The organism is Pseudomonas palmensis (assembly GCF_049942755.1).
Taxonomy (GTDB): domain Bacteria; phylum Pseudomonadota; class Gammaproteobacteria; order Pseudomonadales; family Pseudomonadaceae; genus Aquipseudomonas; species Aquipseudomonas palmensis.
The window spans coordinates 3924400-3937416 of sequence record NZ_CP187958.1 but is presented as its reverse complement, the minus strand read 5'-3'; the positions used below and the strand labels follow the sequence as shown (position 1 = coordinate 3937416).

Genomic DNA, 13017 nt, shown 5'->3' with positions numbered 1-13017 from the left:
TCTTCGGCCGGCTCTGGCGGGTCGAGTTCGAATGCGCGGTATTCCAGCAGTTCTTCTTGATAGTCGTCCATTGCCTGCTCCTTGGTTTTCTCGATCATGTCATTGAGTCGTGCTTCACCCTAAAGTGCCCAGGTGAAGAAAAAATGACCGTGACGTGACAGGCTGGCGCAAGGTGGCTCGCCCTTCGCTGGCAAGCCAGCGAAAATTACAAGCGCTCAGCCCATTGAGATAAACGTAGCAGGCAATCGATGATTTATCCGATGCGTCACAGCGGCGCAGGCGCGTCGGCCGTCGGGGCCGCTGGAGGCTGCGCCGGTGCGGCGGCAGGCTCGGTGGGCGGTGCAGTCTGTTCGACCGTGATCGGCGCCGCATCCTGGGGCGGCGCCACAGGCTGCGAGCTCTTGCTGTCGTCGACCAGCGGTGCAGCCGGCGCTTGCGCTGCCGGTACCGCCACCACCGGCGCTGCAACCTCGGCAGGTGCCGCAGGGGCCGGAGGCTGCACCGGCGCAGCCTCGACGGCCGGAGCGCTTGGCGCAGCAGGCGCAGGTTCGGGCACTCCCAGGTCGAGAGCCGGCTTGGCGGGTTCGGCCTTGGGCTCGACCTTGGCCTTCTTGCTCGGCTTGGGCAGGAAACTCTCGACCAACGCAAAGTAGCGCTCGTAGAACTTGGGCGAGGTCACCGTTTCGCTGGCCACTTTGACCATGGAGTCGTCCGACGAGCCGATCGGCATCGACACCGACCCCAGCACACCCACCCCGAGGCTGGCCGAAGTGTTAGATTTTTTCAGCGCATAACGGTCCTGCAGGGCATTGGCGAACATGGTCGAGCGCTGACCGGAACCGGTGTCGTTGGCACAGACCACGTTGAAGCTGATCTGCAGGTGCGAGTCGCCCGTCTGCTGGAAGCTCTTGTTGCCATTGACCTGGCCCGGTTCGCTGGTGGTGATGATGTAGCCCTGGCTGAGCAGCGCGCGCCGGGCAGCCTCGCAGGTACCTGCTTCGCTGACCGGAAAGCTGCGCGAGAAGGTGCCCGAGTCGTCGAAGTTCTCGTGTTCGTAGATGGCGGCTTTCTTCGAGGAACAGCCGGCAACGCCCGCCAGCACAAGGGCCAGCCCGAGCGCAGTGAAGACGGTTGACTTTGACATTGAAAATCCTGCGAAAAACGGTCGGCGCCTATTGTGCATCACATCCGCAGATGACTGAAACCGCAACCGGGCGATCCGGCACTAAATTTCACCTGCACAGCGGCTGGCCTGCACTACACAGCCGTCCTGAACCATTGGTCGCGATTTTTTTCGCTCACTATTTAACCAGCTTTCCCACGTCATACCGGGAAATGTCTGACTCCCCGCTACACCTTGAGCCCATCAATACTGGCCTGGCATGCGACAGAAAATGGCAATACGCCACTACTTCAGCCACTGACCATCGACCCAGGAGCATTCAAGGTGAAAAACATATCGGTGAAAGTGAAGCTGGCCCTCGGTTTCGCGAGTATCGTGCTGCTGATGGCGCTCCTCGCCGTGATCGGCATTCGCAGCCTCAACACCCTGACCACCCGTGCCGATCGGCTGGTGTCGGTCAATCACGTGCTCGACCACACCAATGACATTCGCGCCGCGCGCCTGTCGTATGAACACCACGGCGATGAAAACCTTGCGGCGCAATTGAACACCTCTTACAGCACCCTGGTGGCGCTGATCGAGGAGAACCTCCAGCGCCTGGACGACGCAGTGTCCAGGCAGCAGTTGCAACACGTGCTGGAAAACATGCAGGGCTACATGCAGCAGTTTCGCCAGCTGCAAACCGCCCAGCAGGACATAGGCCGCATCCAGGCCGATTCCGAACGCCTGGGAAGCAGCCTGCAGAACGATGTACGTACACTGACCCAGGCGCTGTACCAGGACGACGCCAGTAACGTCCGTCGCGACCTTGCCACCCTCAACGACGCCCTGAGCGACCTGCGCCAGAACAGCCTGGCCATGATGCGCGAGGGCAGCACCAAACGCCTGGACACGGTGCGTGAGGCCCACACGCGCGCCAATGACAGCGTGAAGCGCCTGGGCAGCCGTCACCCGCAACTGGGTAGATTGCCCTCCGACCTGGACCAGTACATGCAACTGGCCGAGCGCTTTGCCCGCGATGTCGAGCAGCAGGCCCGCAGCCGTACGGTGCTGGTGAGCAATATCGAAACCAGCCTGGAAGCGATCAATACGCTGATCGCACGCCAGAATCAGCTCAGCGTCGACGAGTCCAGCCACAGCCGTGCGCTGATGCTCGGGCTGCTGGTTGGCGCCATGCTGCTGGGCGGTGCGATCGGCTGGGTGATCATCCGCCAGATCACCCAGCCGTTGCAGCAGGCCGTAGTGATCGCGCGTCGTATCGGTGCCGGCGACCTGAGGGATAACAGCAGCGAGCTGCGCCGTGACGAGTTTGGCCAGTTGCTCCAAGCCCTCTCCCAAAGCGGCGACAACCTGCGCGGTGTGCTGGGCCAGGTGGGCACCGTTACCGCTCAGTTGTCAGCGGCGGCCGAGCAGCTCTCGGCCATCACCGAACAGACCCGTGCCGGCGTCGACAGCCAGAAACTGGAGACCGACCAGGTCGCCACGGCCATGAGCGAAATGGTAGCCACGGTGCAGGAAGTGGCGCGCAATGCCGAGCAGGCCAGTACCGCCACCCGCCAGGCCAACAGCCAGGCCAGCCAGGGCAATCTGGTGGTACAGCGCGCACTGACCCAGATCGACCAGTTGGCCGACGACATCGGCACCTCCGCCGACGCCGTCGGCAGGTTGTCCGAAGAGAGCGAACGCATCGGCAGTGTGATGACGGTGATCAATGCCATCGCCGAGCAGACCAACCTGCTGGCGCTCAACGCCGCCATCGAGGCGGCACGTGCCGGCGAGGCCGGGCGTGGCTTCGCCGTGGTGGCCGATGAGGTGCGCGGGCTGGCCCAACGCACCCAGCAGTCCACCGCAGAGATCGAGACATTGATCGGGTCATTGCAGCAGGGTGCGCAGAGGGCTGCAGAACGCATGCACACCAGCCAGGGCATGGTCGGTACGACAGTCGGGCTGGCCAATGAGGCAGGCGTGGAGCTGCAGGCCATCACACACACGGTCACGCACATCCAGGCCATGAACGTGCAGATCGCGACCGCCGCCGAACAGCAGAGCGCGGTAGCCGAAGAGATCGGTCGCAGCGTGATCAGTGTGCGTGATGTGGCCGAACAGACGTCCACCGCCTCGGCGCACACTGCCACCTCGGCGGCAGAGCTGGCGCGCCTGGGCACTGAGCTGCAAGGGCTGCTTTCGCGCTTCAAGGTCTGAGGGGCATATTCTTTCGCCAGCAAGGCCGGCACCTGCAGGCAGTACGTCGCCAGCGGGTGCCAGCCTTGGCGGCCAGGCTTTTCTGCAGGCACAAAAAAAGCGACCCTAAGGTCGCTTTTTTTGTTGCTTCGAGGAGTTCAAGGGCCTCGAGGCGGATATGGCGCAGCGGACGGGACTCGAACCCGCGACCCCCGGCGTGACAGGCCGGTATTCTAACCGACTGAACTACCGCTGCGTATCGCACAGGCTTTCACCTGTTTGAAACTGGGATCTGGCCTGAAGCCTTGGCTTCGGACCTCAAACCGGTTGTTGAACCGATCTGGAGAAAAGTGGCGCAGCGGACGGGACTCGAACCCGCGACCCCCGGCGTGACAGGCCGGTATTCTAACCGACTGAACTACCGCTGCGCATAGTGGACTTGCGTCCTGTTCCTCTCTGGTAACACCGTCTTTCGAAAGTGTCGGGCCAGGAACATCTCAGGAAGTGGTGGGTGATGACGGGATCGAACCGCCGACCCTCTGCTTGTAAGGCAGATGCTCTCCCGGCTGAGCTAATCACCCGTGTGCTTCGCTGAGGTGGTGAAATTTACGCAGGTATCGAACCTAAGTCAATACCAGTGTTGAAGTTTTTTTCACTTTCGTAAAAAAACAGCTGCAGGCTTCAAGCAACAAGCTGCAAGTAAAAGCAGAATCAAAAGCCGATTGCACAGGTTCTTGCAGCGTGTCGCGTGAAGCCTGCCGCTTACGTGTAAATCATCTTCTTGGTCATGCCACCGTCCACCACGAACTCCTGGCCGGTGACAAAACCCGCGTTGCGCGACAACAGCCATGCCACCATCGCCGCCACATCTTCCACGGTCCCTACCCTGCCCGCCGGGTGCTGCGCATGGTCGGCCTCGCTCAAGGGCTCGGCACGGCGCAGCGAAGGGTCCCGCGCATCGATCCAGCCAGGGCTGACAGCGTTGACGCGGATCTCCGGGCCCAGGCTCATGGCCAGTGCGTGGGTCAGGGCCAGCAGCCCGCCCTTGCTCGCAGCATAGGCCTCGGTATCGGGTTCGGACTGTGCCGCACGGGTGGACACCAGGTTGACGATGGCGCCGCAATGCGCGCGCAGGTAAGGCGCACAGTGCTTGGCCAGCAGCATCGGGCCACCCAGGTTGACCGCCAGCACGCGGTTCCAGTGATTCAGGCTGAGGCTTTCGAGGGTGGTATTGTGCGGGTCGGCAATCGCCGCGTTGCACACCAGCGCATCCAGGCGTCCGAACTGCCCCAGCACCTCGGCCACGCCCACCGTCACCTGGGCCTCGTCGGCCACGTCCATGCCGACGAACCAGGCGTTGTCACCGAGCACCTTGGCCACCTTCGCGCCACGGGCCCGATCCAGGTCGGTGAGCACCACTTGCCAGCCCTCGCTGATCAGCCAGGCCGCGATGCCCAGGCCGATCCCGCGTGCAGCGCCGGTTACCAGCGCCACACGCCCGTTGTGGCTGCTCTCGCTCACCGACCAGTCGATCACAGCGCCGCCAGACCGCGCGCCAGGTCGGCCTGCAGGTCGCCCACGTCTTCCAGGCCCACGGCAACCCTGATCAGGCTGTCGCGAATCCCGGCGGCCTCACGCTCCTGCGGCGCCAGACGGCCGTGGGAGGTGGTGGCCGGGTGGGTGATGGTGGTCTTGCTGTCACCCAGGTTGGCGGTGATCGAAATCAGCCGCGTGGCGTCGATGAAGCGCCATGCGCCCTCCTTGCCACCCTTGACCTCGAAGCTCACCACCGCACCGAAGCCGCGCATCTGGCGCTTGGCCAGCTCGTGCTGCGGGTGGCTTGGCAGGCCGGCGTAATGCACCTTCTCGACACCGTCCTGCTGCTCCAGCCACTCGGCCAGGGCCTGGGCATTGGCGCAGTGGGCGCGCATGCGCAGGTTCAGCGTTTCCAGGCCCTTGAGGAACACCCAGGCGTTGAACGGGCTCAGCGTCGGCCCCGCAGTACGCAGAAAGCCCACCACTTCCTTCATGTGCTCGTTGCGCCCGGCGACCACGCCGCCCATGCAGCGCCCCTGGCCGTCGATGAACTTGGTCGCCGAATGCATGACGATGTCCGCGCCCAGCTTCAATGGCTGTTGCAGGGCCGGAGTGCTGAAGCAGTTGTCCACCACCAGCAGCGCGCCCCGGGCATGGGCGATCTCGGCCAGCGCGCCGATGTCCACCAGCTCGGCCAGCGGATTGGACGGCGACTCGACGAACAGCAGCCTGGTATTGGGCTTGATCGCCTGTTCCCAGCCAGCCAGGTTGGCCAGCGGCACGTAGTCGACCTGCACGCCGAAGCGCTTGAAGTACTTCTCGAACAGGCTGATGGTCGAACCGAACACGCTCTGCGAGACCAGCACGTGGTCGCCAGCGCTGCACAAGGCCATCACCAGCGACAGGATCGCGGACATGCCTGTGGAGGTGGCGACCGCCTGCTCGGCGCCTTCCAGGGCGGCGATGCGCTCCTCGAAGGCCCTTACGGTCGGGTTGGTGTAGCGCGAATAGACGTTGCCTGGAACCTCGCCGGCGAACCGCGCAGCGGCATCGGCCGCCGTACGGAACACGTAGCTGGAGGTGAAAAACAGCGGGTCGCTGTGCTCACCTTCCGGCGTGCGATGCTGGCCGGCGCGTACCGCCAGCGTATCGAAAGCGACCCCGTCGAGGTCGCTGTCCAGGCGCCCGGCATCCCATTGCTGTGTCATGCCGTTGCTCCCCTTGTCAGTTGTTGTAAAGGTCGATGATCGCGCTGACCGCCTGGTTCTTGACCTTGGAGGCGTCGTTGCGCGCCTGCTCGATCTTGTCCAGGTAGGCGGCGTCGATGTCGCCAGTCACGTACTGGCCATCGAATACCGCGCAATCGAAATGCTCGATCTTGATCTTGCCACCACCTACAGCCTCGATCAGGTCCGGCAGGTCCTGGTAGACCAGCCAGTCGGCGCCGATCAGTTCGGCCACGTCCTGGGTGCTGCGGTTGTGCGCGATCAGTTCATGAGCGCTCGGCATGTCGATGCCGTAGACGTTGGGGAAACGCACCGCTGGCGCGGCGGAGCAGAAGTAGACGTTCTTCGCGCCGGCTTCGCGGGCCATCTGGATGATCTGCTTGCAGGTGGTGCCGCGCACGATCGAGTCGTCGACCAGCATCACGTTCTTGCCGCGGAACTCCAGCTCGATGGCATTGAGCTTCTGGCGTACCGACTTCTTGCGCGCGGCCTGGCCGGGCATGATGAAGGTACGGCCGATGTAGCGGTTCTTGACGAAGCCTTCACGGAACTTCACGCCCAGGTGGTTGGCCAGTTCCAGCGCCGCTGTACGGCTGGTGTCGGGAATCGGGATGACCACGTCGATGTCGTGCTCGGGACGCTCGCGCAGGATCTTCTCGGCAAGCTTCTCGCCCATGCGCAGGCGCGCCTTGTACACCGAAACACCGTCGATGATCGAATCCGGGCGGGCCAGGTAAACGTGCTCGAAGATGCAGGGGGAAAGCTTGGGCGCGATGGCGCACTGGCGGGTGTGCAGCTTGCCTTCTTCGGTGATGTACACCGCTTCGCCCGGCGCCAGGTCGCGGATCAGGGTGAAGCCGAGCACGTCCAGCGAGACGCTTTCGGAGGCGATCATGTATTCGACGCCTTCGTCGGTGTGACGCTGGCCGAACACGATCGGGCGGATGCCGTTCGGATCGCGGAAGCCGACGATGCCGTAGCCGGTGATCATCGCCACCACCGCGTAGCCACCCACGCAACGGTTGTGCACGTCGGTCACGGCGGCGAACACGTCTTCCTCGGTCGGTTGCAGCTTGCCGCGCACCGCCAGCTCATGGGCGAATACGTTGAGCAGCACTTCGGAGTCGGAGTTGGTGTTGACGTGGCGCAGGTCGGACTCGTAGATCTCCTTGGCCAGTTGCTCCACATTGGTCAGGTTGCCGTTGTGCGCCAGGGTGATGCCATACGGCGAGTTGACGTAGAACGGCTGGGCCTCGGCCGAGGTCGAGCTGCCCGCGGTCGGGTAGCGCACATGACCGATGCCCATGTGGCCCACCAGACGCTGCATGTGACGCTGCTGGAACACGTCACGTACCAGGCCGTTGTCCTTGCGCAGGAATAGTCGGCCATCATGGCTTGTAACGATACCGGCAGCATCCTGGCCGCGGTGCTGGAGCACGGTTAGCGCGTCATACAGCGCCTGATTGACGTTCGACTTACCGACGATACCGACGATGCCACACATGCGACGCAACCCCTACATTATGAAACTTGACGGATCAGCACTCAGGGCGCTTTGGGCCCAAGCAACTGTTCTTGAAACGGGAGATCAGCCGGTGCGCTGATTCCGCTGGCTAGCCACTGGCTGGTCAGCCCCAGAATGAGGTTTTTCGACCAGTCAGCCACCAATAGAAATTGTGGCAGCAGGCGAGACTCCTGCCACCACGGGTCCTGTTGTACCGGCCCCAGGCTCAGCAGCCCGACCGCCACCACGACGAGCAGGGCCCCGCGAGCGGCGCCGAACGCCATGCCCAGGAAGCGATCGGTCCCGGACAACCCGGTGACGCGAATCAGCTCGCCGATCAGAAAATTGATCATTGCCCCCACCAGCAAGGTGGCGACGAAAAGAATGGCACATCCGGCTATCACCCGCGCCGACGGCGTCTGGATGTAGCCTTCAAGGTACTGCGAGATACCGCCACCGAACATCCAGGCGACCGCACCGGCGATGATCCAGGTAAGCAGCGACAAGGCTTCCTTGACGAAACCGCGCTTGAGACTGATCAGCGAAGAAACGGCGATGATCGCGAGAATCGCCCAGTCGACCCAGGTAAATGCCACAGTGCTGCCTGCAAACGGATAAGGCGGCGCATTTTACCAGAGCGGTGGGCTATCGGTAAGCGGTGATTTGCCGTCCGGCGGCGGCCGGACGGCGGGGAGGGTCAGCTACGTTCGGGCTGGAAGCGCACCACAAAACCCTTGAGGTTCTGCTGGCGGTTGATCACATCGCGCAAGCGCTCGGCTTCGGCACGCTCGATCAGCGGCCCGACGAACACCCGGTTGGTACCTTCGGCCGAGCGGATATAGGCGTTGTAGCCCTGGCTGCGCAGGGTTTTCTGCAGGTTCTCGGCATTGGCGCGGTTGGACAGGCTGGCCAGTTGCACCGACCAGCTCACCGGCAGGCCATTGCCATCGACCTTGGCAGGTGCACTGGCAACCGGCTTGGCCGGGGCCGCCGCAGGCTTGCTGACCGGCGCAGGCGTGGCCGGCTTGGCCTCCGCCACCGGCGCGGCGGGCGCTGGGGTGGGTGCAGTCACCACCGGTGCCGGGGCAATGGGCGTGCTCGGTGCGCTGGGTTCCTGGGCGGTGAGCGCCTCATCCTGGATCACCTGCGGCTCGGGCACCTCCACCGGCTCCACCTGCACCTGCGGCAAGGCCGGCACAGCCGGGGCGGCGGGCGCCTCGACATGCACCTGGCGCAGCTCGTCCTCACGGGTGAACAGCATCGGCAGGAAGATCACCGCCAGTGCCACCAGCACCAGCGCGCCCACCATCCGCTGCTTGACGACTTTATCCAGCAACGCCATTTGCCCCGTCCTCCATGGTCTGCCGGCTCAGCCACTGCAGGGCCTCGCCGACACAGAAAAATGATCCGAACAGCAGGATCTGGTCGCCTGCCGTCGCTTGCGCGCACTGCCCGTCAAGGGCGTCGGCGACGCTTGCATACGACTTCACGTCGGCGCCAAGGTTCTGCAACGCGGCCTGCAACTCGCTTGCAGGCCGGCTGCGGGCGGTATCCAGTGGCGCGACCGCCCAGTGGGCCACTTGCGCATGCAGCGGTTCGATCACCCCGGCCAGGTCCTTGTCGGCCAGCAGGCCGAACACCGCCAGGCGCCTGCCGGCCACCGGGCGCGAAGCCAGGCGCTGAGCGAGGTACTGGGCCGCATGTGGATTATGGCCGACGTCGAGCAGAATGCTCAGGTGCTTGCCCTGCCAGATGAACTGGCGACGGTCGAGGCGCCCGACGATACGGGTGTCGCGCAGTGCCTGGGCGATCTGCGCGGCACTCCAGGGCAGGCCGGTCAGCAGGTAGGTCTGCAACGCCAGCGCCGCGTTTTCCATGGGCAGATCAAGCAACGGCAGGTCGTGCAGCTCGACGGCATTGCCGTGCGCATCCACGCCCCGCCACTGCCAGTACTGGTCGGTGCTGGACAGGTCGAAGTCGCGTCCGCGCAGCAGGAACCGGCAGCCTAGTTCGCGTGCCTTGTCCAGCAGCGGCTGCGGCGGGTCGAGGTCGCCACACAGCGCCGGCTTGCCGGCACGGAAAATCCCGGCCTTCTCGAAGGCCACCGACTCACGGGTATCGCCAAGGAAATCGCAATGGTCGACACCGATACTGGTGACCACGGCAAGGTCGGCGTCCACCAGGTTGACGGTGTCGAGCCGCCCGCCCAGGCCCACTTCAAGCACCACGGCGTCCAGCGCCGACTGCTGGAACAGCCAGAACGCCGCCAGGGTACCGGCCTCGAAGTAGGTCAGGGAGGTCTCGCCACGCGCCGCTTCGACGGCGGCGAATGCCTGGCACAGCTGCGCATCGCTGGCCTGCTGGCCGTCGATCTGCACCCGCTCGTTGTAGCGCAGCAGGTGCGGCGAGCTGTAGACCCCGACCTTCAGGCCTTGGGCCTGCAGCAGGCTGGCCACGAAGGCACAGGTAGAGCCCTTGCCATTGGTGCCGGTAACGGTAATCACCCGAGGCGCGGGCTGGCCCAGCCCGAGGCGCGTTGCGACCTGCCGCGAACGCTCCAGGCCCATGTCGATTGTCGACGGGTGCAACTGCTCGAGGTAGGCGAGCCACTCGCCCAGGGTGCGCTGGGTCATACGTTGGCAGGCACCGGTGGTACCACGATCGGCTCGATCACGGGGGCGACGAACTTCGGCGTCGGCAGGCCCATCATCTGTGCCAGCAGATTGCCCAGGCGCGGGCGCAGTTCGGATCGGGCGATGATCATGTCGATGGCACCATGCTCCAGCAGGAACTCGCTGCGCTGGAAGCCTTCAGGCAGTTTTTCGCGCACGGTCTGTTCGATAACCCGTGGGCCGGCAAAGCCGATCAGCGCCTTGGGCTCGCCCACGATCACGTCGCCGAGCATTGCCAGGCTGGCCGAAACGCCGCCGTAAACAGGGTCGGTGAGAACCGAAATGAACGGAATGCCTTCTTCGCGCAGGCGCGCCAGCACGGCGGAGGTCTTGGCCATCTGCATCAGCGAGATCAGCGCTTCCTGCATGCGCGCGCCGCCCGAGGCCGAGAAGCAGACCATCGGACAACGGTTTTCCAGGGCATAGTTGGCGGCACGCACGAAACGCTCGCCGACGATGGCACCCATCGAACCGCCCATGAAGGAGAACTCGAACGCACTGACCACCACCGGCATGCCCAGCAGGGTACCGCTCATGGAAACCAGGGCGTCCTTTTCGCCGGTCTGCTTCTGCGCAGCAACCAGGCGGTCCTTGTACTTCTTGCCGTCGCGGAACTTCAGGCGGTCGACCGGCTCCAGGTCGGCACCCAGCTCATTGCGGCCTTCGGCGTCGAGGAAGATGTCGATGCGTGCACGTGCGCCGATGCGCATGTGGTGATTGCACTTGGGGCACACATCCAGGGTCTTTTCCAGCTCCGGACGATACAGCACGGCCTCGCAGGACGGGCATTTGTGCCACAGCCCTTCGGGTACCGAGCTCTTCTTCACCTCGGAACGCATGATCGAAGGGATCAGTTTGTCTACCAACCAGTTGCTCATGCTTTCTTTCTCCAGTAGCGGCGACCGGCAGGCAAAAGTTGCCGGGTCACGCGTATGCCCTTGAGCTCAATTCGTGTATGACGCGATGATGAAACGTGGCCGGCGGTGCGCGTTCAGCGCGGTACCACCCTGCCCCAGCTTCATCGTCAACCTGTAAAGGCGACGCCGGTGGCGCCACCCGGTAATTTCGATCGGCCCGTGGGCGCGATCCGGCAGCAACGGGCTGCGAAAGCTATGGACGATGGCGCACCGCCAGCCGTCACATCGAGCATTCGCCCGCCCCTCACGCCTGGCGCACCGCGCGCATGAACGCCTCGATGCGGGCCGGGTCCTTGATGCCCTTGGCCTGCTCCACCCCACCACTGACGTCCACTGCGTAAGGACGCACCTGGGCGATGGCCGCCCCGACATTGTCGGCCGAGAGGCCGCCAGCCAGGATGATCGGCTTGCTCAGGTGCTCGGGTATCAGGGACCAGTCGAACGCCTCGCCGGTTCCACCCGGAACGCCGGCCACGAAAGTGTCGAGGAGGATGCCGCTGGCCTTGGCGTACTGCTGGCAGCCGGCCTCCAGGTCATCCCCGGGGCGAACCCGCAGGGCCTTGATCCAGGGACGGTGGTAGCCGTCGCAGTCGGCCGGGGTTTCGTCGCCATGAAACTGCAGCAGGTCCAGCGGCACGGCGTCGAGGATCTCGTTGAGCTCACAGCGGCTGGCGTTGACGAACAGGCCCACGGTGGTGACGAAGGGCGGCAGTGCAGCGATGATCGCCCGCGCCTGCTGCACGTTCACCGCCCGCGGACTTCTGGCGTAGAACACCAGCCCGATGGCGTCGGCGCCCGCCTCGGCCGCGGCCAGCGCATCCTCGATGCGGGTAATCCCGCAGATCTTGCTGCGAACGGCGGACATGGCCTGTGAACCTCAGCTGAACCGGAAAGCTCCGGATGTTAGCAAATGCCTTGCGGGCCGTCAGCCGTCAACGACTCGTAACCCGTAAGGAAATGTGGCCCGATGAAACGCTCAGGCAGTTCGAACTCGTCATGGTATTCCACCTGCACCAGGTACAGCCCGAACGGGTGCGCGGTCACCCCGCCGGTACGACGCACGCGGCTTTCGAGCACTTCCCTGGCCCACTCGGGCGGACGCTCGCCGGCGCCGATGGTCATCAGCACGCCGGCAATGTTGCGCACCATGTGATGCAGGAAGGCGCTGGCACGGATATCCAGCACGATCATGCGCCCATGCCGGCTCACCCGCAGGTGATGGATCTGCTTGATCGGCGACTTGGCCTGGCACTGGCCGGCGCGGTAGGCGCTGAAGTCATGGGTGCCCACCAGGTAGGCTGCGGCTTCGGCCATGCGCCCGGCATCGAGCGGGCGGTGATTCCAGGTGACCTGGTCGCCCAGGTGCGCCGGGCGGATCTGGTCGTTGTAGATCACGTAGCGGTAGCGCCGGGCAATGGCCTTGAAGCGCGCGTGAAAGTGCGCCGGCATCTGCCTGGCCCACGACACGCTGACGTCATGCGGCAGGTTGATGTTGGCGCCCATGGTCCAGGCCTTCATGCTGCGCACCGCCCGCGTGTCGAAATGCACCACCTGGCCGCTGGCATGCACGCCGGCATCGGTACGCCCGGCGCACTGCAGCGACACTGGCGAGTCGGCGACCTTCGACAGTGCCTCCTCGAGGGTCTGCTGCACGCTCGGCACGCCACTGGCCTGGCGTTGCCAGCCACGGTAGCGGGTGCCTTTGTATTCCACGCCCAGCGCGATTCTGAAAAAGCCTTCGGCGGCCATTTCGGCTGCGGCGTTATCGATGATTTCCAAGGGGATACAGCCTGTCGGTTTACGCAATGCGCGGATTATAACGACAACGGCAGCCACGAGGGCTGCCGTTGGCCTTTCA

General features: G+C 64.3%; 11 protein-coding genes, 3 tRNA genes and 1 pseudogene. 2 read left to right on the top strand and 13 right to left on the bottom strand.

Features of this window, described 5'->3' with window-relative positions; translation table 11 throughout:
- Positions 1-265 precede the first annotated feature (265 nt).
- Positions 266-1144, bottom strand: a complete 879-nt coding sequence (locus ACPRTJ_RS18320) for a DUF2242 domain-containing protein (RefSeq protein ID WP_104572107.1) — start codon at positions 1142-1144, stop codon at positions 266-268.
- 363 nt (positions 1145-1507) lie between these two features.
- Between ACPRTJ_RS18320 and ACPRTJ_RS18315 the strand changes: the two are divergent.
- Positions 1508-2419: pseudogene (locus tag ACPRTJ_RS18315) on the top strand (methyl-accepting chemotaxis protein); the annotation flags it as partial.
- A gap of 192 nt (positions 2420-2611) precedes the next feature.
- Complete coding sequence (locus ACPRTJ_RS18310) at positions 2612-3325, top strand: methyl-accepting chemotaxis protein (RefSeq protein WP_371920448.1); 714 nt, start codon at positions 2612-2614, stop codon at positions 3323-3325.
- A 158-nt stretch (positions 3326-3483) separates the two neighbouring features.
- On the opposite strand, the gene ACPRTJ_RS18305 is transcribed toward ACPRTJ_RS18310, so the two are convergent.
- The 12 genes from ACPRTJ_RS18305 to truA all read right to left on the bottom strand — a co-directional run bounded on the left by ACPRTJ_RS18305 (position 3484) and on the right by truA (position 12908).
- Positions 3484-3560, bottom strand: a tRNA-Asp gene (locus ACPRTJ_RS18305).
- A gap of 95 nt (positions 3561-3655) precedes the next feature.
- Positions 3656-3732 (bottom strand) — tRNA-Asp (locus tag ACPRTJ_RS18300).
- Positions 3733-3809: 77 nt separating this feature from the next.
- Positions 3810-3885: transfer RNA gene (locus ACPRTJ_RS18295), tRNA-Val, on the bottom strand.
- Positions 3886-4066: 181 nt separating this feature from the next.
- Positions 4067-4825 carry an SDR family oxidoreductase gene (locus tag ACPRTJ_RS18290; RefSeq protein ID WP_167400232.1) on the bottom strand — a complete coding sequence of 253 codons (759 nt, stop codon included), beginning with the start codon at positions 4823-4825 and terminating at the stop codon, positions 4067-4069.
- A gap of 11 nt (positions 4826-4836) precedes the next feature.
- Positions 4837-6048, bottom strand: a complete 1212-nt coding sequence (locus ACPRTJ_RS18285) for an O-succinylhomoserine sulfhydrylase (RefSeq protein ID WP_043862841.1) — start codon at positions 6046-6048, stop codon at positions 4837-4839.
- Between the two features lie 16 nt (positions 6049-6064).
- Positions 6065-7570 (bottom strand): amidophosphoribosyltransferase, encoded by a 1506-nt coding sequence (gene purF / locus ACPRTJ_RS18280; protein ID WP_043862842.1) that lies wholly within the window; start codon positions 7568-7570, stop codon positions 6065-6067.
- 41 nt (positions 7571-7611) lie between these two features.
- The gene (locus tag ACPRTJ_RS18275) at positions 7612-8166 is read right to left on the bottom strand and encodes a CvpA family protein (protein ID WP_043862843.1); all 555 of its coding nucleotides are present in this window, start codon (positions 8164-8166) and stop codon (positions 7612-7614) included.
- Positions 8167-8267: 101 nt separating this feature from the next.
- Positions 8268-8912: an SPOR domain-containing protein gene (locus ACPRTJ_RS18270; RefSeq protein WP_058541082.1), complete on the bottom strand. Its 645-nt coding sequence runs from the start codon at positions 8910-8912 to the stop codon at positions 8268-8270.
- Positions 8896-10203 (bottom strand): bifunctional tetrahydrofolate synthase/dihydrofolate synthase, encoded by a 1308-nt coding sequence (folC, locus tag ACPRTJ_RS18265; protein ID WP_213606041.1) that lies wholly within the window; start codon positions 10201-10203, stop codon positions 8896-8898. The genes ACPRTJ_RS18270 and folC overlap by 17 nt, the downstream gene beginning before the upstream one ends.
- On the bottom strand, positions 10200-11120 hold the full coding sequence (gene accD / locus ACPRTJ_RS18260) for an acetyl-CoA carboxylase, carboxyltransferase subunit beta (RefSeq protein ID WP_043862846.1): 921 nt from the start codon (positions 11118-11120) through the stop codon (positions 10200-10202). The genes folC and accD overlap by 4 nt, the downstream gene beginning before the upstream one ends.
- A 283-nt stretch (positions 11121-11403) precedes the next feature.
- Positions 11404-12024, bottom strand: coding sequence for a phosphoribosylanthranilate isomerase (locus tag ACPRTJ_RS18255; protein ID WP_054916652.1), 621 nt, complete (start codon positions 12022-12024; stop codon positions 11404-11406).
- Positions 12025-12062: 38 nt separating this feature from the next.
- Entirely contained in the window at positions 12063-12908 is an 846-nt protein-coding gene (gene truA / locus ACPRTJ_RS18250; RefSeq protein ID WP_054916657.1) for a tRNA pseudouridine(38-40) synthase TruA, read from the bottom strand.
- Positions 12909-13017 lie beyond the last annotated feature (109 nt).